Annotated in this window: 24 protein-coding genes; 3 read left to right on the top strand and 21 right to left on the bottom strand. The window is 39.5% G+C overall.

The window, feature by feature from the left end; translation table 11 throughout:
• Nucleotides 1-26: 26 nt before the first annotated feature.
• Together dltD and dltB are read right to left on the bottom strand one after the other, a co-directional pair.
• Nucleotides 27-1199: a D-alanyl-lipoteichoic acid biosynthesis protein DltD gene (gene dltD, locus HMPREF9423_RS02430; RefSeq protein ID WP_006147764.1), complete on the bottom strand. Its 1173-nt coding sequence runs from the start codon at nucleotides 1197-1199 to the stop codon at nucleotides 27-29.
• Between the two features lie 37 nt (nucleotides 1200-1236).
• On the bottom strand, nucleotides 1237-2391 hold the full coding sequence (dltB, locus tag HMPREF9423_RS02425) for a D-alanyl-lipoteichoic acid biosynthesis protein DltB (RefSeq protein WP_006147763.1): 1155 nt from the start codon (nucleotides 2389-2391) through the stop codon (nucleotides 1237-1239).
• A gap of 389 nt (nucleotides 2392-2780) precedes the next feature.
• On the opposite strand from dltB, the gene hslO reads away from it, so the two are divergent.
• Both hslO and dusB read left to right on the top strand, forming a co-directional pair.
• On the top strand, nucleotides 2781-3653 hold the full coding sequence (gene hslO, locus HMPREF9423_RS02420; RefSeq protein WP_006147762.1) for an Hsp33 family molecular chaperone HslO: 873 nt from the start codon (nucleotides 2781-2783) through the stop codon (nucleotides 3651-3653).
• Nucleotides 3640-4620 carry a tRNA dihydrouridine synthase DusB gene (dusB, locus tag HMPREF9423_RS02415; protein ID WP_006147761.1) on the top strand — a complete coding sequence of 327 codons (981 nt, stop codon included), beginning with the start codon at nucleotides 3640-3642 and terminating at the stop codon, nucleotides 4618-4620. The genes hslO and dusB overlap by 14 nt, the downstream gene beginning before the upstream one ends.
• Nucleotides 4621-4695: 75 nt before the next feature.
• Here dusB and HMPREF9423_RS02410 read toward each other — a convergent pair whose 3' ends face one another.
• The gene (locus HMPREF9423_RS02410; RefSeq protein WP_006147760.1) at nucleotides 4696-5391 is read right to left on the bottom strand and encodes a hypothetical protein; all 696 of its coding nucleotides are present in this window, start codon (nucleotides 5389-5391) and stop codon (nucleotides 4696-4698) included.
• 283 nt (nucleotides 5392-5674) lie between these two features.
• On the opposite strand from HMPREF9423_RS02410, the gene HMPREF9423_RS0101935 reads away from it, so the two are divergent.
• Nucleotides 5675-5905 carry a hypothetical protein gene (locus HMPREF9423_RS0101935; RefSeq protein ID WP_006155869.1) on the top strand — a complete coding sequence of 77 codons (231 nt, stop codon included), beginning with the start codon at nucleotides 5675-5677 and terminating at the stop codon, nucleotides 5903-5905.
• Between the two features lie 197 nt (nucleotides 5906-6102).
• Here the strand turns inward: HMPREF9423_RS0101935 and HMPREF9423_RS02405 are convergent, their stop codons facing one another.
• The 18 genes from HMPREF9423_RS02405 to HMPREF9423_RS02325 all read right to left on the bottom strand — a co-directional run bounded on the left by HMPREF9423_RS02405 (nucleotide 6103) and on the right by HMPREF9423_RS02325 (nucleotide 23555).
• A complete protein-coding gene (locus HMPREF9423_RS02405) occupies nucleotides 6103-6876 on the bottom strand; it encodes an NUDIX domain-containing protein (RefSeq protein ID WP_006147757.1) in 774 nt (257 codons plus the stop codon).
• Nucleotide 6877: 1 nt separating this feature from the next.
• Nucleotides 6878-7654: a nicotinamide riboside transporter PnuC gene (pnuC, locus tag HMPREF9423_RS02400; protein WP_006147756.1), complete on the bottom strand. Its 777-nt coding sequence runs from the start codon at nucleotides 7652-7654 to the stop codon at nucleotides 6878-6880.
• Nucleotides 7655-7663: 9 nt separating this feature from the next.
• Nucleotides 7664-8722 carry an AAA family ATPase gene (locus HMPREF9423_RS02395; protein WP_006147755.1) on the bottom strand — a complete coding sequence of 353 codons (1059 nt, stop codon included), beginning with the start codon at nucleotides 8720-8722 and terminating at the stop codon, nucleotides 7664-7666.
• 249 nt (nucleotides 8723-8971) lie between these two features.
• Entirely contained in the window at nucleotides 8972-11404 is a 2433-nt protein-coding gene (locus HMPREF9423_RS02390) for an ATP-dependent Clp protease ATP-binding subunit (RefSeq protein ID WP_006147753.1), read from the bottom strand.
• 6 nt (nucleotides 11405-11410) lie between these two features.
• Complete coding sequence (locus HMPREF9423_RS02385; protein WP_006147752.1) at nucleotides 11411-11869, bottom strand: CtsR family transcriptional regulator; 459 nt, start codon at nucleotides 11867-11869, stop codon at nucleotides 11411-11413.
• 336 nt (nucleotides 11870-12205) lie between these two features.
• Nucleotides 12206-12499 carry a DUF7675 family protein gene (locus HMPREF9423_RS02380; protein ID WP_006147751.1) on the bottom strand — a complete coding sequence of 98 codons (294 nt, stop codon included), beginning with the start codon at nucleotides 12497-12499 and terminating at the stop codon, nucleotides 12206-12208.
• Between the two features lie 27 nt (nucleotides 12500-12526).
• The gene (locus HMPREF9423_RS12380) at nucleotides 12527-12691 is read right to left on the bottom strand and encodes a hypothetical protein (RefSeq protein WP_006147750.1); all 165 of its coding nucleotides are present in this window, start codon (nucleotides 12689-12691) and stop codon (nucleotides 12527-12529) included.
• Between the two features lie 224 nt (nucleotides 12692-12915).
• Nucleotides 12916-13281 (bottom strand): hypothetical protein, encoded by a 366-nt coding sequence (locus HMPREF9423_RS11815; protein ID WP_006147748.1) that lies wholly within the window; start codon nucleotides 13279-13281, stop codon nucleotides 12916-12918.
• Nucleotides 13282-13385: 104 nt separating this feature from the next.
• Nucleotides 13386-14114, bottom strand: a complete 729-nt coding sequence (locus tag HMPREF9423_RS02370) for an ABC transporter ATP-binding protein (protein ID WP_006147747.1) — start codon at nucleotides 14112-14114, stop codon at nucleotides 13386-13388.
• Nucleotides 14114-15121, bottom strand: a complete 1008-nt coding sequence (locus tag HMPREF9423_RS02365; protein WP_006147746.1) for an ABC transporter substrate-binding protein — start codon at nucleotides 15119-15121, stop codon at nucleotides 14114-14116. Before HMPREF9423_RS02365 ends, HMPREF9423_RS02370 begins: the two co-directional genes overlap by 1 nt.
• A 36-nt stretch (nucleotides 15122-15157) precedes the next feature.
• Nucleotides 15158-15916: an ABC transporter permease gene (locus HMPREF9423_RS02360; RefSeq protein ID WP_006155874.1), complete on the bottom strand. Its 759-nt coding sequence runs from the start codon at nucleotides 15914-15916 to the stop codon at nucleotides 15158-15160.
• Nucleotides 15879-16169 (bottom strand): thiamine-binding protein, encoded by a 291-nt coding sequence (locus tag HMPREF9423_RS02355; RefSeq protein ID WP_006147744.1) that lies wholly within the window; start codon nucleotides 16167-16169, stop codon nucleotides 15879-15881. Before HMPREF9423_RS02355 ends, HMPREF9423_RS02360 begins: the two co-directional genes overlap by 38 nt.
• 441 nt (nucleotides 16170-16610) lie before the next feature.
• Nucleotides 16611-18143: a cardiolipin synthase gene (gene cls, locus HMPREF9423_RS02350; RefSeq protein ID WP_006155864.1), complete on the bottom strand. Its 1533-nt coding sequence runs from the start codon at nucleotides 18141-18143 to the stop codon at nucleotides 16611-16613.
• Between the two features lie 171 nt (nucleotides 18144-18314).
• Nucleotides 18315-19259, bottom strand: a complete 945-nt coding sequence (locus HMPREF9423_RS02345) for a 3-oxoacyl-[acyl-carrier-protein] synthase III C-terminal domain-containing protein (RefSeq protein ID WP_006155868.1) — start codon at nucleotides 19257-19259, stop codon at nucleotides 18315-18317.
• A gap of 14 nt (nucleotides 19260-19273) precedes the next feature.
• Nucleotides 19274-20536: a F390 synthetase-related protein gene (locus HMPREF9423_RS02340; protein WP_006147741.1), complete on the bottom strand. Its 1263-nt coding sequence runs from the start codon at nucleotides 20534-20536 to the stop codon at nucleotides 19274-19276.
• Nucleotides 20514-21329 (bottom strand): MBL fold metallo-hydrolase, encoded by an 816-nt coding sequence (locus HMPREF9423_RS02335; protein WP_006147740.1) that lies wholly within the window; start codon nucleotides 21327-21329, stop codon nucleotides 20514-20516. Before HMPREF9423_RS02335 ends, HMPREF9423_RS02340 begins: the two co-directional genes overlap by 23 nt.
• Nucleotides 21304-22284 (bottom strand): NAD-dependent epimerase/dehydratase family protein, encoded by a 981-nt coding sequence (locus tag HMPREF9423_RS02330; protein ID WP_006147739.1) that lies wholly within the window; start codon nucleotides 22282-22284, stop codon nucleotides 21304-21306. The genes HMPREF9423_RS02335 and HMPREF9423_RS02330 overlap by 26 nt, the downstream gene beginning before the upstream one ends.
• The gene (locus HMPREF9423_RS02325; RefSeq protein WP_006147738.1) at nucleotides 22281-23555 is read right to left on the bottom strand and encodes a glycosyltransferase; all 1275 of its coding nucleotides are present in this window, start codon (nucleotides 23553-23555) and stop codon (nucleotides 22281-22283) included. Before HMPREF9423_RS02325 ends, HMPREF9423_RS02330 begins: the two co-directional genes overlap by 4 nt.
• Nucleotides 23556-23732: the final 177 nt, after the last annotated feature.

Below are 23732 nucleotides of genomic sequence, written 5' to 3'. Positions count from 1 at the left end.
AGGTCCACAATAGTAAACGATGTGTGTCAGTTAGTTTCATTTGCAAATTTGTAAAGTTCTTTTTCAACTTCCATCCATCCTTTCACTCCAACGTGCATCACGTCAAATAAAAAGTAATCATCATACTCTCTGTTTCCATAGTTTAACACCGTAGCACCGTGGTTTTTGGCAATATTTTCTATTTTTTTGTAAGTTTCTTCACGCATTTCTCGTGAAACACCTGTGTAATCATTCCATTTACCATTTACAGGAAAGATAATGACTTCAACTTCAATTCCCAATTCCTTAGCAACTGTCAAGAAGAGCTCCATATCTGAATACTCTGGTGACTCTATGTAGCTCAAGTCTTTGTTAGAATCTTTCAACGAAGCATAACGGTCTCTCAAGTAGGTATTGTAGTAGTTATTATCCACAGCATAATCATTGTTATCTGTTTTCTTTTTAACTTCTTCTACAAACTTCTTCGTCATCTCCTCCCAATCATAATCCGGCGTTTTATCTCCTAGTGCAGGATAGTCTGATTTGGCATGATTTTCATAGAATTTTCGTTTAAGCTTAAAGGAATAAACGGCATTGTCAAGCTCCAACAGTTTTTTATCAATGATTGTCCCTTTTCCTTCTATAAAATAGCTTTTATACTTTTTATAGATATCATTTTGTTGTTTGTTTCCTTTGGTAATCTCAATAATGCGATTAATCAGTTTTTCTTTCGTTTCCTTACTGATTTTCTCGTTATCTAGCATGTGAAAAATATGTTCCTGAGAGGCCTTGTTTAAGAAGGCGTCTTGATGAGTCCCATCCTTTTCGAACCATTGAACAGACTCTACGATAGCTACTTTTCGCTTACTCATAGCCCCCTCAATCGAGCTCAAGGTCGTAGCTTGAATGATATTTTGAGAGTAACTGGTTCCTATCTGCATAATGTTAAAATCATTGTAGTTAAAAATTTTATTGGGATGGTAATCTTCATTTATCGTCGCAACTAACTCTGAGGAACCCATTAGAACTAGTGTATTGGGAGTGATATTATTTGTTAGAATATCTCTACTTTTATACTTTTCATAAGAAGTGCTGTAGCGAATACTATTGTCCTTGACTTTATAATAGTCGTCAATCTTCTTGACATATGTCACATTTAAAAGAGCAAGAGTCGCAATTACTAGCACAAGCGATAGTAAAAATGCTTTTAACTTTATCATCTTGTTTTGTCCAATCTCCTTGTTTTAGCAGATCTCTTTATCTACTTAGAATTGCCATAATTATCTTATAAGGTTCACCTGAAAAGATAAAGAAGCCAACCATAACTAAATTCATGGTCACAAACCAACTTATTAGCTTGTACCAAGTTTTATTTTTATGTTTCTTATAAAAAGTGCTTTTCTTTTGATAAATTTCAAATCCAGACATCAAGATTCCATGGTAAAAACCATAAGCGATGTAGCTGACACTAATTCCATGCCAAAATCCCATAACCAACATATTGACCATATAGGCATAGGCTGCATTGTGTAATCTATTCTTAAACCATTTCTTTCTGATAACCTGCATTAAAACTCTTGAAAATACGAAATCTCTCAACCATGTTGACAAGGTGATGTGCCATCTAGTCCAGAAATCCTTGATATCAATACTCAAGAAAGGTTTATTGAAATTCATCGCTGTCTGAATACCCAAAACATTACTGCTTCCAACAGCCATCAAACTATACCCCGCAAAGTCAAAGAACAGATAGAGAGTATACAGGTACATATATTTGATTGAGTAGACAACTGTCCCAGTATTGCTTAGAGCAAGTAGTATCTGGTAAACATAGGTTGATAAAACAACCTTGTAGAGAAGGCCTAGAACAATGCGATAAATACCATCACCTGCTAACTCAAGGTAGTCTTTTCTAAGCATGACTTCGTTAATCTCTTTTAGAAATCTTCTGCTACGATCGATTGGTCCCGAACTAACTGTAGGGAAAAAGAGTAGAAACTGCAGATAATCTTTTACACTGATTTTTTCTTTGATTAAACCATCCGATATCTCTAGCATGATCTGAATGGTCTTAAAGGACATGTAGGAAATCCCAATAAAAGCCAACAAATGTAGCTGGGTTATGGCAAAGACTTTATTGACCACTAAAGGTAATATGGATAACATAACTAGAGGTTTTAACCGTTTTGAATCCATTCTTTGTGCTATAAAAACTAGGACATATTGGTAGATGATGAAAGCCAATAGATAAACAACCATGGTTTTACTCTTACCATAGATGGCTCCTGCAAATAAAATTGACAGACTTAAAATATAATAATCCTTACGCTTGCCAAAATAGTTTAAAACAAAGCCAATCAGTAAAACCACAAGCAATAGAAGGAAAAACTCATTCCCCTCAAAATAATTCATACCAGATGGACTCCTTTTCTCTTTTTCTCATCTCCTGATTTGTCATTTTAGGATTAGTCCCTATCATATTATCAAGGATAATTAACTTCATTAATTATATCATAATTTAAAAACTATATACTTCTATTATCCAATTTCCTAAAATAAAAAACAAATGACTCTTACCACTAAATTCCAATAACGAGATAAAATTATTTACAAAATAAATAAAATCCAAGAGTAAAAAAATAATTTGACTCAGCTTTTTCCATCAAATCACCTAAATACATTTGTTACCCCTTTCATTTTCTCCTTCAAGCGGAACATAATATAAAAAATGCCAGAATAATCCTCAGAACTAGCAAACACACCACTCCCTCTTTGGGCATTTTTATGCTAAAATAGTAGCTATGGATAAAATTATTAAAACTATATCAGAAAGCGGGGCTTTTCGTGCTTTTGTCCTTGACAGCACAGAAACAGTCCGAACTGCTCAAGAAAAACATCAAACCCAAGCTAGTTCAACCGTAGCGCTTGGCCGTACCCTTATCGCCAGCCAAATTCTCGCTGCCAACGAAAAAGGAAATACCAAGCTAACCGTCAAGGTTCTTGGAACTAGCTCCCTCGGTGCCATTATCACAGTTGCAGATACCAAGGGTAACGTCAAAGGCTACGTTCAAAACCCTGGAGTTGACATTAAAAAGACTGCAACAGGAGAAGTCCTAGTTGGACCTTTTGTCGGAAACGGTCAATTTCTAGTGATTACAGACTATGGCACTGGAAATCCCTATAATTCCATGACGCCTCTTATCTCTGGAGAAATCGGTGAAGACCTCGCTTTCTACCTGACAGAAAGTCAACAAACGCCTTCAGCAGTTGGCCTCAATGTTCTTTTAGACAAAGACGACAAGGTCGAAGTTGCAGGTGGCTTTTTGCTCCAAGTATTGCCAAATGCCAAAGAGGAAGAAATCGCACGTTTTGAAAAACGAATCCAAGAAATGCCTGCTATCTCTACACTTCTGGAAAGCGATGACCATATTGAAGCCCTTCTCAAAGCAATCTATGGTGACGAGCCCTACAAACGTCTGTCCGAAGAAGAAATTCGTTTCCAATGCGACTGCAGCAAAGAACGCTTTATGGATGCTCTTGCCAGCCTTCCAAGTTCAGACCTTGAGGAAATGAAAGAGGACGACCATGGGGCAGAAATCACTTGTCAATTCTGCCAAACAACTTATAACTTTGATGAAAACGACCTGGAGGAACTCATTCGTGACAAATCTTAATACACCTTTTATGATTGGGAACGTCGAGATCCCAAATCGGACGGTCCTCGCACCCATGGCAGGTGTGACCAACTCAGCCTTTCGTACTATCGCAAAAGAACTTGGCGCAGGGCTCGTTGTTATGGAAATGGTCTCTGATAAGGGTATCCAATACAACAACGAAAAAACCTTACACATGCTTCATATCGACGAGGGCGAAAACCCTGTTTCCATCCAACTTTTTGGTAGCGATGAAGACAGCTTAGCACGCGCAGCAGAATTCATCCAAGAAAACACCAAGACCGATATCGTCGATATCAACATGGGCTGCCCAGTTAACAAAATCGTGAAAAATGAAGCTGGGGCTATGTGGCTCAAGGACCCAGATAAGATTTACTCTATCATCAACAAGGTCCAATCTGTCCTTGATATCCCCCTCACTGTCAAAATGCGTACGGGCTGGTCTGACCCATCCCTAGCAGTTGAGAATGCCCTAGCTGCCGAAGCTGCAGGCGTCTCTGCCCTCGCTATGCACGGCCGTACACGTGAACAGATGTACACTGGTCACGCGGACCTAGAGACCCTTCATAAGGTTGCACAAGCTCTGACCAAGATTCCATTTATCGCTAACGGAGACATCCGTACGGTTCAAGAAGCTAAACAACGCATCGAGGAAGTCGGTGCTGACGCCGTTATGATTGGGCGCGCAGCTATGGGAAATCCTTACCTCTTTAATCAAATCAATCATTACTTTGAAACTGGAGAAATCCTGCCTGATCTGACCTTCGAAGACAAGATGAAAATCGCCTACGAGCACTTGAAACGCTTGATTGACCTTAAAGGTGAGAATATCGCTGTCCGTGAATTCCGTGGTCTAGCCCCTCACTACCTTCGAGGCACATCTGGTGCTGCCAAACTCCGTGGAGCTATCTCACAAGCCAGCACTCTGGCTGAGATTGAAGCCCTCTTGCAGTTAGAGAAGGTATAAAAGACAACAAAAACCCGTAACTTCAACTGAGTTACGGGTTTGCATTTGTTTTGAGAAAAGTTTTACCGCCAGATTCTATGGTTGAATCAAGACAACACTAGAAACTGTACCATCTGCTCCTGTTGTAATCTGGATGATTTTTCCACCACCAATTTTGGCATTATATTTACCATCATCAAGAGTATAGGCATAGCCTTGGATAGAGTAGTTTTCTTTCTTGCCATCAACAGATTCTACTGTAAATTGACCTCCTGATGAGACAGTGATAGTCTCGCCATTGGCACCCTTCCAGCTTCCTGCTGCTGCTGAAAAATCCCCATCGACCATGGTTAAAACGCCTTTGTAACGTTTATTATGTTCCGCCTGCTGGTCTTGTAATTTGCGGTCAGTCGTTGGGTCATAAGTTGACTGGCTTGCTTGATTAGATTGACTTTGTGAAGCTTGCTGATTAGAAGATGGTTGAGATGGAGTTTCCTGTTGCTGAGGAGCTTGGGGAGTTGGTGCAGCTTGGTTGGATTCTTGACCCTGAGTTGTAGGACTTGAAGCTTGTTCAGAGGAAGCTTTAGCTTTTTCTGAAGTAGTGGTGCTTGTCGAAGCTTGAGTTTTACTTTCTTTGGTGGAAGAACTTGCCTTTGAACTTGACGTGGTTTGTGTTGTTTTATTTGCATTGTCGTTTTTAGCTTCTTCTTTTTTATTACCACATGCTCCTAAAAGCAAAGTTGAAGCCAATACTGCTACTGCTAGTAAACGAATTGAATGTTTTGTTTTCATGATGCGCCTCCTGTGTAATCTTTTTGAAATGTTATGAAATGATTTTGTAACGTTATTGTAATATTTGTTTTAGGGTTTGTCAACTATTTATATATGGTTTTGGTTTTGGTTTTTATTTATACTTGTTCTTTTTTTAATCCTCCTATCTCTATTATTCGTTAAAAATTTAAAAAACAGGAAATTTTTCCTACTAAAAATACTATATTTTACAAGTGTAATCGCTTGCATTTTTATCTTGAAGGGCTATAATAAAATTGAAATAGGATATTGGAGGTGTAGGTTTATGTCAAAGAAATATTATAAATATCTTCCTTGGTTGATTATTGGTGCTTTCTCTTCTTATGGGGTTGCTACTCATTACGCTCAAACAACATTTGATTTGTTCTACTTAACCACTATTTTCATGATTGTCTACGTGGCTTTATTGTATTTACACGAACATTATTTAAAATATAAATACAAAGATTTATTCATTCGAATCATGAGCAATTCTAATAAAGATAAACATCCTTAAACAAAAAGAGGTCGGGAAAATCCCGACCTCACTTTTTTATGACTAATAAGTCTTTGACACGATGGCTGAATTGACTTTTGACACAAACTTTATTTTCTCTATTCTCAAGCTCAACCAGTCATCGGATTTGTTGAAATTTCTCAGGACTGAAACTAGGAAACCAAGACTTGGGTTATCGATTTCTGCTCTCAAGCTTTTTATTTCAATCGATAGGTTTTTCTTGGTTTCTTTTTAGGCACTCGTTTGAGCCCAACTTCTTCTACATACTCACCGTATTTAACTAGAAAGTTATTGCTGACGATTGGTCGTCCTGGGTTGATGAGATTGACTAATTCGGTTCCTTCATAGACAGTGAATTCCTCCTCTAGCAGATAGAGAAAGGTCGGATTCCAGTCAAGACGCCCTTGGATTCGTTTAATAGACTCTTGGATAATGGCATAATGATCAAAGGCGAAGGCTTGCTCCCCCAGCTCTAGTCCCTCTAGGAAGCACTTACCCGTCTGAAAATCAACATCGACAAAAACCACATCCTTGGCATCATCTCCAGCTTGAACGAGATCAAGTGCTCGGCTAGGTAGATACACCAAATGGGCGATAGTAACCGTCCAGCCCCGCGGATCACGACCTGGAGTAGATACTGTCATCAACTGTTCGATTTTTTCCAAAGGAAGGTCAAGGTTAACCTCCTCTCTCACTTCACGCTGACAAGCATGGGCAGCATCTTCCCCTTTATCCATAAAACCACCGACTAAGGCCAAACAGTTCTGATAAGGATGGGCCTTACGGCGGATTAGTAAGAGTTTGATTTTCCCTTCCACAAAGCAATAAGCTACCATATCCACCGTCACGCTCGGTCTTTCATACTGAGGAAGATCCTGTTTACAGTACCAGTCTAAAAATTCCTTCTCAGTCGCATGAATCTCAAAATATTCTCTTTCTGTCATTCCAGCCGGTATTATCGTTTCAGTCATCTTATCCCTCCTTGACAGCCTTAGTCCATTGGTACCAACCGACTAGACTATTGAGGGTGTAGACCCAGTACATTCCTTGGATATGAATGTTTTCACCCCACCAGAGGTAGATACTAAAGAGATTGGTTGCAATCCAGAAAATCCATTGCTCACGGTAAAGACGTGTCATCAAGAGCTGACCAACACCATTGGTCGCATCGGTAACACTGTCACGGAAAGGACGAGCACTGCTGATACTTTGGTAGGCTAATCCCATGCCAATCCAGATGATAGCAGTCAAGGCCAAGTACTTGAGCCAATCAATCAGACCGAGTTTCTTAGCTTCAAAGTGAGACTCCTCTGGTCTTCCTTGCTCATTGATCCGATTAGACAACCAAGTATAGAGACCAATAGGCTGCATGACAAAGAAATAAACTGTTGTCAAAACTTCGCCGTAGAAAGTAGCATTCATAGATAAGACCAAGTAGATTGCAGAGTTAATAGCTCCAAAAAGATAGTTACTAGCTCGACCTTCAGCTACCAAGATAACGCAGACAATTCCTGTCCAAGAGGCAAAGAGGCCAATCCAGTCATGACTTTCCGTGTTTTGTGTAAACTCCAGAATAAGAGGAACACTTGATAAAACAATCAAATAGAGCCACTGGAAAAGACTGCGTCCCACAAAGAGGTCATTCCAAAGTAAACGCATAACTCCTGCAAAACCAATTTTACGAGCTTCCGCGTGAACATTTTTAAAGTTTTCGATAAATTGTGTGATTTTTTCTACTATTTTTTTCATTTTTTTCTCCTAATCTGCTTGGTAAATGGCATCAATAGCCACTTTTGCTGCTTCATAATTTCCTAGATAGTCATCAGCTAGATAAACATGAGAGATATTGGCTAGATATTGCTCCCTCATCATATCCAAATGCTGAGAAAAACTGTGACGAATATGGTCTTCTGCCATGGTCATATCGCGAAAACCATCATTGACATAGGAGCCAATAGGTTGCACAAAGAGGATTAAATCCCACTTTTCCTTGGCTACGATGGAAACAAAGAGATTATCAAAGGTCTCTATGGACAGGTCCTCCTGCTCTTCGCTTTCCATGTAGTAATCGTAGTAGCCCTTGGTTACTAGTGAGTTGGTATCTGCAATGACTAGGCCTCGATTGGCATTGCTATCGATTAACTTGGAAGTTTGGTCATATTGGCCCAAAAGAAGGTAATAATAATCTTTTGGGGTAAGCTCATCATCTCGGACATTATTTTTTATCTGATACTCACGAGCATACTCCAGACTGACTGGCGCGTCATAAAAGCGAGCTAAATCCTTTGCTAGAGTTGTTTTACCATTACTAGCACTTCCCATAATCAACACTTTTTTCGTAAACTGACGGCGGAAAGGTTGAGCGATATATTTCCAATATTTGCTTGGATTTTCACGAATCATGCTAGCCGAAATTCCAAATTTTCTTTCCTGTAGAACAGTCTCGAAACCACGTTTTGACAATTCTTGTTGGTATTCGGACTCTCCTACAAAAAAGATTAGTTCCTCACCAGTCTGGTCATAGGAAATGGCCTGCAACATCTGATCCAACCACTCCTGCCAGCCCATTGGATAGCGTGGAATATTGGTTTCGTCAAGTTTACAAACAGAGGTCAACTCATCATCTCGAAATGCTTCACGAATATAGCGAAACCTCTTTTGTAGTGTAAGTCCAACCTGTTCACCACGATCTCCCTTATAACCTGAAACTATCACCCATACAGCATCGCATTGTCGTTTTGCTCTTTGGATTAAATCAATATGTCCCTGATGCAAGGGAGCAAAGGTTCCAAAAACCACTGCTATCCTTTTTTTCATGTCTTTTCAACCTTTTTATAATTTTTTATATTTTATATCATACTACTCCTTCTATTATTTGTCAACACTTTTTTATTAATTTTTATAAAAATATTTTCTACATGATCGGATTTTTTCTTGATATACAAAACTTGATCAGTAGAAATTCGTTTTTGAACTCCTTAAACTAAATGCACAATTCAAATGCTTATTTGAGTAACAACTTCCCAAAAAAAAGAGGCTGAAACAATCTGTTCCAACCTCACAATTTTAAACAATCTCAAATTTCAATTGACCAGCTTTGACGCCAATCTTAAGTGTCTTACCTTCTTTCAATTCACCTGTAAGAAGGAGTTCTGCTAGTTTGTCTTCTACTTCTGTTTGCAGAGTTCTGCGCAGTGGGCGAGCTCCCATTTCTGGATCATATCCCTTCTGAGCTAGAAGCTTAAGGGCAGATGCTTGGAGTTTCAAGTCAATGCCTTTTTCTGCGAGACTTGCAATCAATGGTTTGACCATAATCTTAACCACTTCCTGCATATCTTGACTTGACAAGCTGTGGAAGACCACCTTTTCGTCAATACGGTTGATAAACTCTGGACGATAAGCTTTTTTCAACTCTTCGAACATCCGTTTTTCCATATTTTCCTGGTCAAAACGAATATCCTTAGCTCCAAAACCGACCGTCTTGTCATCACGAAGAGCTGTCGCACCAAGGTTTGACGTCATGATAATAATGGTATTTGAGAAATCAACCTTGCGACCCTTACTGTCTGTTAAGACACCATCATCCAAGACCTGCAAGAGCACATTAAAGATATCTGGGTGGGCCTTTTCTACCTCGTCAAAGAGCAAGACTGAGTACGGTTTGTTACGAACCTTCTCGGTCAACTCTCCGCCCTCTTCGTAGCCTACATAACCTGGAGGAGCTCCATTGAGACGACTAGCTGCGAATTTCTCCATATATTCACTCATGTCAAAACGAATGAGGGCTGACTCGTCATCAAAGAGAACTTCTGCCAAGGCTTTGGCCAATTCTGTCTTACCAACACCTGTTGGTCCTAGGAACATAAAGGAACCAATTGGACGTTTGTTATTACGAATACCAGATTGATTTCGGCGAATGGCACGACTGATACTAGACACTGCTTGTTCCTGACCGATAACACGTTTATGCAGTTCAGTTTCAAGATTGAGATACTTCTTGGCATCCGTTTGTGTCAATTTTTGAACTGGAATACCTGACAAGCGACTCAAGGTTGTCAAAATATCAGATTCTTTTACCAGATCTTTATAGACCGGAACTTCCTGTTCTTTTGCAATGAGCTGAGTTGCTTGTTTCCATTTGCCATCCATCAAAGCCTTATCAGCAGCTGTTAAGCCTGACTCGTCTTTTTTAGCGTGTTTTGATTTGTTTTGGACAGTTGCTGCGGCTTCATCCAAAAGATCAATCGCTGAGTCGGGCAAGTGACGACTTGTCAAATAGCGATGTGCCATTTTAACAGCTGTTTCGACAGCATCGTCTGTAATTTGGACATGGTGGTGCTTCTCATAAGTTGCTTTTAATCCTTGTAAGATAGCCATACTATCAGCCACGCTCGGCTCCTCAATCATCACTTTAGCAAAGCGACGAGAAAGGGCTGCGTCTTTTTCGATGTGTTTTTGGTATTCTTCCTGAGTGGTTGCCCCAACAGTTCTCAGAGTTCCACGCGCTAGGGCAGGTTTCAGGATATTGGCCGCATCCAAGGTCGAATCAATACCACTTCCAGATCCCATAATGGTATGAAGCTCATCGATAAAGAGGATAACCTTACCGTCTTCCTCGATATCTTTGATAATATTGTTCATACGTTCTTCAAAGTCTCCACGGAAACGGGTTCCCGCAACCACATTCATCAAATCAAGTTCTAGGACTCGCATCTTAGCCATCTCATCAGGTACATTTCCGTTGGCAATTCGCTGTGCAAGGCCAAGTGCCAGAGCTGTTTTACCAACACCTGCATCTCCAACTAAAACTGGATTGTTTTTTGTTTTTCGACTCAAGATTTGGATCATACGAGAGATTTCTTGGTCACGTCCAATAACTGGTTCCAATTTGCCTGAACGAGCTTGCTCTGTGAGGTCATGAGTGTAATCTTCCAAACCACCACTTGGAGTTTGAGGCATACCCATCATATTTGCCATAGAATTTTGTTTATCTGCTGCTGTTCTGTGTCGCTGACGCAGAGCCTTCAAATCTTCCTTTGTCCAACCAGCACGCGCTTCAAGACTACGACGAAGCCCAGCAATCTTGACTTGACCTTTCTGATCTTCATAAGAAAATCCTGCTTTTTCCAAAATGCGAGTAGCTAGGGCATTGCCATCATGCAAGATAGCGTAGAGAAGATGCTCTGTTCCCAATGCCTTGGCATGTACCACCGAAGCAACATGTTCCGCCTCCAACATCAAGATATTTAAGCGATAGGAAAAAGGGAGTTCCTTGTAATCTTCCTTGTGGTTATAGTTGGCTTCTGTCAATTCTACAGCCACTTCCTCTAAACGATCAATCTCATACGGAAATTCATTTAAAGTTGCTCCCGCAACACTGTAGCTATGATTGGCCATGGCAATCAGCAAATGCCAAGACTCTAGGTAATCTGCATCAAAGCGACTCGCTACCAAAAAGGCGCTATCGATGCATTCTCTCAATGCTTTTGAATATTTCATGTCGTTTTATTTTCCTTTTCTATCTACTTCATGCAACAACTGACGAAGCATATTGGCACGAATATAATTAGCTTCCTCACCTAGAATTCGGTCTGTCCCCATAGCTAATAATAGATTCATCTCTTGGCGGGTCATGAGTTCTTGTTCGACTAAGAGTCTTAAGACATCTTCAAAGATGACTTGGTTCACCTCATCACCCACTGAATACAACAAATCGCGGAGCATATCATGATGGTTAGAGAATTCAATTCGACCAATACGAATATAGCCTCCACCACCACGTTTACTCTCAACTAGATATCCTCTACTCTCTGTAAAACGAGTCTTAATCACATAGTTGATCTGGCTAGGTACGACTTGAAAGGTATCCGCTAGCTGACTTCGTTGCAATTCGACGATACCAGATTGTTCTAAAATCGCCTTGATATAAGCTTCAATATGGTCCGATGTATTTTTAAATTTCATAGCTTGCTACCTCCTTCTTAAACTTTGACTATCTTTGACTATACTACCATTTAAGACTCTATAAGTCAAATTTTAAAGGCTAAGTCCTTGAAAATACTGAGTTTTAAAAATAGCTACTGATAGCAAGCAATTCCCATTTCATTTTCTATTCTACATTTATGTTATAATAAAGAAGTTACAGCTAGCTTTCAAATCCTTTGAAAGTATGTTATTTATCATCAAATCTAAGAAATATTTCGTAAAGTCTAGAAAAAAACTTCGGTATCATTAATGGTGTACCGAAGTTTTTTGTAGTGTGAGTGTTTCACAGTTTTTTCTACTATAGTTCATATTCTATTATCGAGAGAAAAAATCTCTCCAAAACGGATTTTCGCTATCAAAAATTTTAACCTCTTCTTCCGTCATATTGTGAGGATAATCAAGAAAAAGGTTATAAATTTTTTTCTTATCAAAGCTGAACAGAAATTCTCCTATAACACCTATTCTATAAATCCACCAAACTTTTGACTCTTCACTATCTTTGTAAAAATCACTGTACCCTTCAAGATTAGACTCCGAAAAAATGGGTTCATCTATTTCATCGAATGGGTCTTGTTTGCTGTAGTCATTTAGTTCATTATTTAACATCATTTAGGCACTTTTTGTTATCTCTTAAAATTACCACCAGGTAAATGATTTCTCGCTTGGTAATTCTCCTCTATCCCACATCTGCTTCACTGCTCCACGAGCTTTGTTCGCATAGTAAGGATAACCTAGTTCTTTATCATAATTTGACTCGATGACAACTGTAACTTCACCAGTTTGCTCATCAATCTCAATCATACCTGGGTCACGGTTTTCAGGAATATACCAATATCCTAAAATACTAGAATTAAAAATTTAAATTAGTTTAAGCATTGCTTTTTTCCTATATTCTAAAGTCGCTCAAGTCATTTAGTACCACACAACTTGCCCTGATTCTTTCAAGCCACCGTCTTCATTTTTTAGATTTATAATACATTTTGACACATTGAACGGATTGATTGCTATAGTTTCTGTGCAACACACTATGATTGACTATCCAATAGCGTAAATACTGCCACTTTATTCATCAATTCATCCTCTGTGTAGTCAATTGTAAATGTATCCATTTCAAAAAAAGATTTTGGTGGGGTTGAATTTATCATAGGGACACTACGTATCCTATACTCTTTGTCTCCAATTTTTACAAATTGATTAACTCTTAATTCAGAAAAGTCTGGATTTTCAACTGTAATAGAGACCAAACGATTTGCAATTCTGTAAACATCAATGATTCTATTTCTCATATAATTACCTACTACACAAATACTTGATTTAAAGTAAGTACCTCGGCCATTAACATTAAATTCAAGATCTGTATCTAAATATTTTTTAATTTCTTCTTTTTTCATCACATCACCATACGTCAATTATATCACTTTTTATCTATCAGGATTTCCATTTATAGACAAAAAGAGAGCAAGTAAAGAATAGACTTCACCAACTCTCTTCATTTCTAATTATTTAAGCCCAACTCCGCTAAAATCTGGCGTTTATAGGCAATTTTTTGAACTTCCTTGTCTTCGCCTTCAGACCAGTCGAGTTTGACTTCAGAAACAATCTGACCAGGGCGATTTTTTAGGATGTAGATGCGATCACTGAGATTGAGGGCCTCCTCTATACTATGCGTAATGATGAGTGTCGTCAGGCCTAGCTGTTTATGAATATCAAGATACCAGGCATGAAGTTCCATCTTAGTCATCTCATCCAAAGCGCTAAAGGCCTCGTCTAGAAGAAAGAGCTTATGCCCGAAAAGGTAGGTACGGAGCAAAGCAACACGCTGGCGCATCCCACCACTGAGTTCATGAGGGTACTTATCCCTTACAGCCGTCAACTGAAAGGTAGCAAGGATTTCGTCTGCGCGGGCAATGGCTTCTGCCTTATCCACCTTTTGGATCAAGAGGGGCAAAATGATATTGCCAAGAACGGTCTTGTGTTCCAAGAGCAGATCCTTTTGTAGCATATAGCTCACGCGCCCCTTGGGATTTTCCTCCCCGTCAAGAATGATTCGCCCAGACTGGACTTCTAAAATCCCTGCAATCAGGTTAAAGAGAGTAGTCTTTCCTACACCACTGGGCCCTAGGATAGAGACCACTTCACCTGAAGTCACTTGTAGGTTAATGTCCTCTAAAATCTTTTCATTGTCGTAGGCATAGCTTACATGTTCTAGTCTAATTTCTGTCATTATTTTACAAATTCGTTGGTAAATCCTTTATCAGTCAAGTCTTCCTTGAGGATTCCATTTTCTTTATCCCATTTGTAGAAGGCATTCCAGCGGTCAGCATCAAACTGTCCCCATTTTTCCTTGTCGCTTGCGTATTCTTTTGACAAGTATTTTTGAGATTCAATGACAAAGTCACGTTTATCCTTTAACTCTGGGGCATTTTTGATGAGGATATCAGCCGCTTCTTCTGGGTGATCCATCGCGTATTGGTAGCCTTTTTTGATAGCTTGGATGACTTTACGAGCTTCTTCTTTGTTGTCTTTCAGATAGTCATTGTTTGCGATGATAACTGGTGAGTAGTAGTCAAACTCTTTGACATAGTCTTTCAAATACATGAAGTTGGCATCCACTCCTTGAGATTTAGCAAGAATACCATCCCAACCGTAGTAAATCCAGGCAGCATCAAAAACGCCATTGGCAATCGGTGTAATCGAGTTTGAGTCGTTGTTTGGTACTTTTTCAACCTTCTCAAAGTCTCCACCTTGAGATTCTACCAAGGTTTTCAACATCGCAAGCTCAGTTGGGTCATTCCAAGTTCCGTATTTCTTACCAACCAAGTCTTTAGGGCTATTGATATTGTCAGACTTACGAGAGATAATCCCTGATGTATTGTGCTCAACGATCGCTGCAACGGCAGTAATACCTGCTCCTTTTTCCAATTTCTTAGCCATGTAATCTTGGAAATAGATAGCAAATGGCGCCTTACCATTGATCACCAAGTCAGATGAACTTTCTTCTGGTGGCAATTTCAAATCAACATCCACTCCAGCTTCTTTGAAATAACCTTTTTCTTTGGCGACATAAAGCCCTGTGTGGTTGGTATTGGGTGTCCAGTCTAGGATAAAGTCAATTTTTTTGAGTTCTGCTTCTTTGTTGTCCTTAGAAGCAGTTCCTTGGCCACAAGCCACAAGCACGACAGCTAGAAGAGCTGTTACAATCGTTAAAAACACTTTCCATGTTTTCTTCATTTTTATTTCCTCTTTTCTTTTTACAAAACGCTTCTTTTAAGTACGTTTCCATTTAATCACATATTTTTCACTGATATCAACTAGCTTCATACCCAGAAGACTGATCAGCGATACCAGAATAATAATCGCGAACATGGTATCATACTGAAACAGTTTTTTGGACTGAATCATGTAAACACCAAGTCCTTCAAAGCCTCCCAACCACTCAGATACAACTGTTGTAATGAAAGCATAGGAGACACTGACCCTCAGACCTGCATAAAAGTAGGGAAGGCTGACAGGGATTTTAAAATGCCACAGGATTTGCCAAGGATTTGCTCGCATCAGACTAAACAAGGTCAGCATATCCTTGTCACAATGCCTAAAACCATCTAGAATACTGACGATGATAGGAAAAGTAGTCGTCAAGATAATCAAGACAATCTTGGGCAAGATTCCATACCCCAACCATAAAACTAGGATAGGGGCTATGGCAATTGTCGGTATGGTCTGGACAACCACCATCATTGGGTAAATCAGGTCATTGAGCCATCCCAAACTATCCATAAGGACGGCCATGATACAGGCTATCAAGACACCTAAGACCAAACCGAGTAAAGCTACTCTCAAGGTTGCCCAACTATGGTACCAAAGAAATTCTCTGTCGCGAACAAAAGACTGGAGAATCTCAAGTGGTGTCGGCAGGATAAACTTTGGTAAGAGTTTTAAGAATCCCGCCACCTGCCAAGCGGATAAGACACCCAAAAATCCTAGCAGACTAATATGCCGTCTCATTATACTTTTCAAGTTTCTCATCGATGCTTAAAATCTCTCCTATATTTATTTTCACATTGGCAAAAACATTGTCTGCCCCTTGACCTGCCACTTCTAACGCTTCTTTGAGAATGCGCATAAGCTCATCAAATTCTCCCTCCAAAACTGTTTCAAAGGGTGTCACCACCATGGTCACTTCTTGAGCTTGCAGATAGTCAATGACCTTATCAATTACAGCTATGCGATCAATCCCTCGTGACAGGGGCAGGACTTGTAAAGCAATGCTTGCTTTCATTCAAACCTCCTTCTAAGTTACAGTTTTTCTTTGTAAAAAAAGAAAAACCTCTTCCATATATGAAAAAGGTGCAATATTAGGCCAAGTATCGTTCCCTACGCTGGCATTACCCAGATCAGGTGCGGTCGAAGTTTAACACTTCCTCTCAGACTGTACACAGACTCCCATATATTATATGGACATATGATAACGAAAAATAAATAAGATGTCAAGGAAACTGCTTACAGAAAAGAGAATGGGACAGAAATCGGTAATTCGTTAGAATTCGATTTCATCGTCCCACCTCCGCACAGTTGAGTAGGGCTGTAAAAGCTGATGAAATCAGCGTAGTAGAGCCCACTCAACCACTGCGTCTTGCTCGACAATCCAAAGAAAATTGAGAGGCTAGGACTTTTGTCCCAACCTCTCCTCTAATCATCTATTCTCAGTTAATTCTTTCAATTAAAGCATAGGTGCAAATAACTGTGTTACTTCTTTAATCATCATTTGATACCATGTAGGATTTATGGTATCCGAGAAGATCTCTTGAGATTGTTCAAAAATTCCTTCAAAATCTTTGCGAATATCCGCTATTGACTCTGTTTTGTAGAGTAGTACTGCATTTTCATAGTGATGAACCAAGCTACGATAATCCAAGTTAATAGTGCCGACAGCCGCGAATCGATCATCAACAATCATTTGCTTACTATGGATAAAACCAGGTGTGTATTCAAAAATGCGAACACCCGCAGATAAAAGATCTGGATAAGCTCCCCGTGTTACAAGTTGAATGAGTTTTTTATCCGGTATATGGGGTGTGACTATCCTCACATCTACGCCTCGCATCGCCGCATTTTTTATATCCTCTGTCAAATCATAATCGATAATGAGATAAGGCGTTGTGATATAGACAAAATCTTCTGCTTGGTTAATCAGATTTTGATAAACAATCTTCCCTACCTTCGTTTTATAGATTGGCTTAGGTCCACTGCCGTATGGGATACAAAGACCGCTACCAAATCGTGTCTGATTTTCCAAATGATACTGATCAAAGTCACTGATTTCCCCACGGTTGATGTACCAGTTCATGAGAAATAGTCTGGTAAATGCTTGAGTCGCCGGACCATCAATCCGAATCCCACTATCTTTCCAGTGTCCAAAACGTTCAATATGATTGATATATTCGTCTGCAAGATTAATTCCTCCAGTATAGGAAATTTGTCCATCAATCACTAATATTTTCCGGTGGTCACGGTTATTATAAGCCACTGTCATACGAGGAATCACCTTATTAAATTTATGAGCATCAATCCCTTTAGAACGCAAATGAACAGTATAATCCCCAGGCAAAGTCACCATACAACCGATGTCGTCATAGAGCATCTTGACCTCGACTCCCTGAGCTGCCTTTTCTTCCAGAATTTTGAGTATGCTATCCCACATCAAACCTTCGTCGACAATGTAGTATTCAAGAAAAATAAACTTTTCTGCTCTTTTAAGATCCTCCAGCATCTGTTTCCACATTTCCTCACCACTTGCGAAAAATTGTGAATCTGTCTGGTCATAGACTTCTGCATTACTATCCATATGTAGCAAGGCATTGATAATTCCGTAAGCTGGTTTGTCTGTCTCCTGTAGTTGCAAATGGAATTGGCGCCCATTATTCTCATGAAATGCAATAGAATTCAATTCCTGGAGTTGTTTCAGTTCTTTTTTTGATAGTCTTCTCTCACCGAACATGAGATAAAGCAGTGGACCAAACACCGGTACAAAGGTCACAATCAACCAAGTCACTTTGCTTTCAGGTGACATCGAACGATTGACAATCGCTATAACGGTTGCTACGCTAATCAAAAATACAAGAGTCACCCAAATAATCGGAGCAATCTGGCTCATGTAAAGAATAATTCCGAAAACAAGAAATAATTCTATCAGGATAATCGCAATGCTAAAGCCATACTTGGACATTAATAAGCGAAATTTTCTGATTCCCATATCTCCCTCTCAATTTCTAAGTATACTCCCTAATATACTGTCTGAAAACGTTTGTTACCTTCTAGTATACTTAGTTTCGTAAAAGTTATCAAGCTTTTTCTGTATAGGCCGATAGTTCTATGTTTAAAATTAATTTAAAAAGCAGGCCACTTATATGTGCCTGCTATTATTTTACAATTTCAAAGCCAACATATTGACCGTCATGCCAGCTGCAGTTCCCATTAAGAAGATGGTATCTCCTTCCTTCACATATCCGTGATCGAGTGCATAAGCCAAACCAAAAGGTACAGCAACGGAGACCATATTTCCATAATCCGTAACGAGATTAAGGTACTTGTCTTCGTCTACACCCAGTTTTCCCATGACCAAAGGAAGAGCGCGACTGGCTTGGTGGGGAATAATATAGTCTACAGCATCTTTAGAAATACCTGATTTCTCTTGGAATTCTTGGAACATTTCTGGAATGACACGAGCAGAAAGCAAGAGAATTTTCTTGCCTTTCATATCAAACATAAAATTTGTCTTGGTCTCTTCAGAGTACTCTTTTGGCTGATAAGAAGTTAAGCCTCCACGAATCTCTGTATCGTGAGCCCCCTCTGACCAAGTACGTTGAAGACTAGCGATAACTCCCTTATCCTTATCACTTGATTGGAAAATAAAGGCAACCGCTCCATCACTAAAGAGTTCATAACTTTCTTTTTGCTTTGGATTGAGACCCAAGCTACCAACTTCACTGGATACAATCAAAACACGACAGTATTCCCCAGCTTCAATCAAATGTGACATGGTTGATAAAGCAGAGATAAAACTTGTACAAGTCGTATTAATATCCATAGCCGGGATAGAGAGCCCTTTTGCCACACGTTCATGGATCAAAGCTGCCGTACAAGGAATCGGCTGAACACCAACCGCACTAGCTGATACCAGGCAATCAATGTCTTTCATACTCAAATTTGCATTTTCAAGTGCAGCTTGGATAGCTGCTTCTGCCAAATCTAGTTGCGTTTCTTCATTTTCAACCACACGATGACGGGTCTGGTCTTTAAATTGCACTGTATTTTTTGGAAGGCAGACTCCATAACCTGCAATTTCTACATGTCTTTTTACTTCTGTCATAATTTTTTGTCCTTTCATAAACGTTGGATACGTTTGAGCTTACGACTTGTATCCCAATGATAATCTGAAAATTGTATTTCAGGTTCTTTAAACTCTTTTTGTTGCGCCAAAAGTCGAAACTGCTCTGTAATCGCTATTTCTACTTGCTCATCTCTTCGACTCAGACAAACTTCCACTAGCTTCTCAGAATGTTGTTTGACTTGGTAATCTCCAACATTCTCCACAAAGAGAATGCAACGTCTGATAAAGTCAGGATAAATCGTTACCTGACCTCCATCTCGTCCATCAAAATAGAAGATGTCGTCAGAACGCCCTTCGACCTTGTCAATCCTTGTGTAATGAGATCCACATGGACAAGGTTCAGGATTCTCAACCAAGATATCGTTGAGCTGGTAGCGATAAACAGGCTGACTGCTCCGCTTAAAATCAGTAATGACTGGATAAAAACGTCGGTCATCCAAGTAGTGTTTTTCCACAAAAATGATGTCTTCATTGAGATGAAGATTCCCAGCAGAGCAAGTACAGGCTAGGAAACCTTCGGTTGCCTGGTAGACTTGGTCAATAATCGGCAACTCAAAAGCGTTCGAAATTCGCTCTTTATCACTATCTTCCAAGATTTCAGCCACCGAAACGATTTTTTGTGGGTGAATGACTAACTCCCCATCTTTTAGACGCTTGCTCAATTCAATCAACATAGAAGCAGGTGCCACTACAATAGTCGGTTGATAACTATTGAGACGCTCGATATGCTCATCTGTATTCTTGAAAATATCAAAGTACTCTAAATGAATAAGTGCCGTATTGATGGTCTGATAAAGTTCATTATCCGCTCTGAGGAAAAAGGCTATGCGGTGCCCAAAAAGTTGGCCCTTGGGCAACATCTTTGCCAAGATAGCTGCTGCCCACATACTTCTCTCTTTTTCAGTTGTGATAAAAAGGCCCCGGTGTCCAGATGTTCCAGAAGACAACCCAACAGCTATTTCTCCCTTGAGCTCTGTAAAATTCCTGGTCTTTTCACTTTCGATAGCCAAAGCCAAGGCCTCGTCTCGATCCACACCTTGAGTATTAAGCTCATTGAAATGACTCATCATAAAAGCCTTATCCATATGATCAAATTCACTAGGTACACCATTTTTAAAATAAGGTGACTCACGTTTGAGAAAGTCCATATAGGCAGCCAGTTGCTTTTTCTGATAGTTTTCTAAAGCTTCTCGAGACTTAAAGTTATGAAGCCAGCGAGTTTGGATAAAAGTTTTAAGAAAGGTTATTTTTTTCATACAAAATCTGCTCAATCCTTTCTACAGGGTCATGGCTAACTAGTACTTCTATGCCATCCTTTAAAAGTTCTTCCAAGAGCTCTGTTCCCTTGATATAGGCTTCCTTGTTGTCCTGCACCAAGGAAGGAATCAGATGCATCTGTTTGGTGTAAGGTAAGAGGTCTATTCCCCAACAAAGATCTGCTGCGATAAAGAGATCATAGTCTGGAATAAAGAGACAGGCTTGGCCCTTAGCATGCCCATCAATAGAAGCAACTAAGATACTACCATCTCCAAACAAATCATAGGTAGGGCGATACTTAAAGTTAGCATTTTGCTGATTTGCCTTGATGACTGTCAATCTTTCCTCGAAGTCACTCGGCAAAAATTCTTTAAAAATTAAATCTTTTAGTTTTGGTTTCTTGTAAACATCATAGACTTCCTGGGCCAGGATAAAGTTTGCATTCGGAAAGAAGCTAGCCCCTCCCAAATGATCTGGATGTAGATGAGACAACAAGACATAGTTGATTTCTTCTGGCTTAATCCCTTTAGCTTTCAGCAAGTGCAAAACCTGATCTTCCTCCGTCATTTGAACTGGCGTCCCCAAACGGTAAAAAGCATAACGAAGTTTCGTCTTAATATCATAGTGATAGCCAGTATCATAGAGCAGATGGCCCTTATCCCTGTGCTTGATAAGGAACACTCCTGCAGGGAAAGTCATCTTTCTATTCTTGACACCCTTAAAAAGCAAACCTGCATAACTAGTACAATACCCGGCTGGGAAATACTCAATGCTTTCGATAATCTTGGACATATTGTTCAATCCCTTCTGAAATACTAATTTTCGGATGATACCCCAATTCCCTCTCGGCCTTGCTAATATCCAGCGTTTGACTATAGCGAAGCAGATAATAGGTATATCGAGTTAGAGGTGGTTCCCCTTTAAGGTTCAAGGTCTTGTATATAAATTCTAAACTACTTGCAATTCCTGATAAGAGAGATGCTGGAATTTTTCTATATTTGATTGGATAATCCAGACCTGTCAAACTTTCCTCTAGCAAATCTCTAAAAGCCCTCGGTTCACCATTAGTAATGTTATAAACCTCCCCTTTAGCTTCTGGAGCTTCTATGGCCAAACGGATTGCAAGAGCAACATTTTCCACACAAGTCATGTCCATGAGCTGACGCCCATCTCCAATCAAAGGAATTCCTATTTTTTGACTCAGATTGATAACCCGTGGCAAGATGCTAGTGTCCCCAATCCCAAACAGGCCCCGAGGTCTCAAGATGATACTCGGAACATCTGGATAGTCTTTAAAGAGTTTCTCCGAAGCCAATTTGCTACGGATATAGTTATTGAGATTATTTTCCTCTGGAGCATCAGTTTCTTTGATAGCCAACTGATCCTTAGGAGCAGCATAGATGCTTGGTGAGGATACATAGACTAAACGTTGAATACCTGTTTGGCGACATGCCTCGAGAACATATTTAGTTCCTAAAACATTAGCCTGATAAAAATCTTCCCAAGGACCCCAAACTGTTGACAGGGCTCCCGCATGAACGACCAGATCCATCTCCTTGCAAGCCTCTAGCACATCATCAGCTTTGGTCAAATCACCCTGAAAAAAACTAACCGAAGAATTCTCTAAAGAACGACCAACCTTACTGTTTCTACCAAAAGCTCGAACCTGATAGCCATGCTGGACTAATTCATCTACAACATATTTACCCAAGAAACCTGTCGCTCCAGTTACTAAAACTGTTTTCATTTTTCCTTCTCCTTATTTGTCAGCAGACGATGGATTTCGCTCTCTAAGATTTCCGTCGGATGATAAGACTGTGCTGCTTGGCGCAAAGTCTCTAATTCTGGCCAATTTTCTTTAGCTAACAGCTCCTCAAAGGCTTGTCCAATGGCCTTGCTATTATCTCTTTTAGCTGAGAAAGCAACACCGGCTTCAACCCCACGAACGGCATAATCAAATTGATCATAATCATGAGGCAATATCAAAGCTGGTTTACCATAAATAATGCATTGATAAAAAATCCCAGCTCCCCCATGATGAATCACATAATCCATCTGGGGAATGTACTCCTTATAAGGTAGATAAGAAACTACGGAAAGGTTCTCCATGAGATTTTCACATTGGAAGGCCTCTCCACCTACACCACGAGTTAAAAAAAAGTGACAATCAGGATGAGCTTTTGCAAGTTGCGTAGCTTGATAAATAAGATTTTCTTTTGCCCAAGCTAGTTGTGTCCCACAAGTTATCAAAACTTTCTTTCGCTCCATAAAAGGAGACAAATCTAAAGGATAATCCTCTCCTGCCTCAACTGAAGCACCAGAAGGACCAACCCACTTGTAGTGTTTTGGAAATCCCTTTTTTAATTCTACTTCTTTCATACCAATACCAAGAATTGAATATGGAGAATAAATGGTCTCATGACCTAGTTGATTATACAATTTAAAATTATATCTTTTTAAGCGATCACGAAGCAGAAAAGATACAATTCGTTTCACTAAACGAGTTGCTTTTCTACCTAGGAATTGGACCGAAGCTTGCCAACCATTCTTGGGACTTCCCATCCCACCAATTAGACAAGGCGGGCCGTCAGTAGTCTCTAAAACAAATTGTGTAGCCATGGTGGTTATCCAAGGAATTTCAAGTTGATTAGCTACTAAACCTCCAGACAAGGTTATAAAATCAGCAATAACGATATCAGGGCGATTCTCTCGCCACTCTTCCAATAATTGATCAGAAACTAGATTAATTAAATCAATACTAGAAGAAAGTTGTTGATAAGCTGATAATATCCCTAATTGCTGATCATTATTAGCTGCACGTTCAAAATCCTCAATGTGATTTTCTAGTATTGGAACTACATGAAAACCTGCAGACTCAGCAACGTCTTTTTTTTGAGGACCAGTGAACAAGCGAATATCATATCGAGGGTAATTAAGTAAGGGGATTAATAAATTCATTGTTGGGTACAAATGTCCACTTAAAGGAACTACTACAACATCAATTTTGATTCTTTTCATATGTCTAGGATATCAAATTTTAAAAAAAAGAACTATCAATAAGATAGTTCTTTACACATTTATTAGTTTTAACATGAAAAGGTAACGAAACATTTAAGAAAACGCAATGTGAAATTACAGATAATAATGATAAAAATCAAATATAAAAAAAAGCAATTGCCTCAATTCAAGTATTGA

Source organism: Streptococcus infantis ATCC 700779 (assembly GCF_000187465.1).
In the GTDB taxonomy this organism is placed as follows: domain Bacteria; phylum Bacillota; class Bacilli; order Lactobacillales; family Streptococcaceae; genus Streptococcus; species Streptococcus infantis.
The sequence above is the reverse complement of the archived record's forward strand: the minus strand, read 5'-3'. Positions and strand labels throughout refer to the sequence as shown.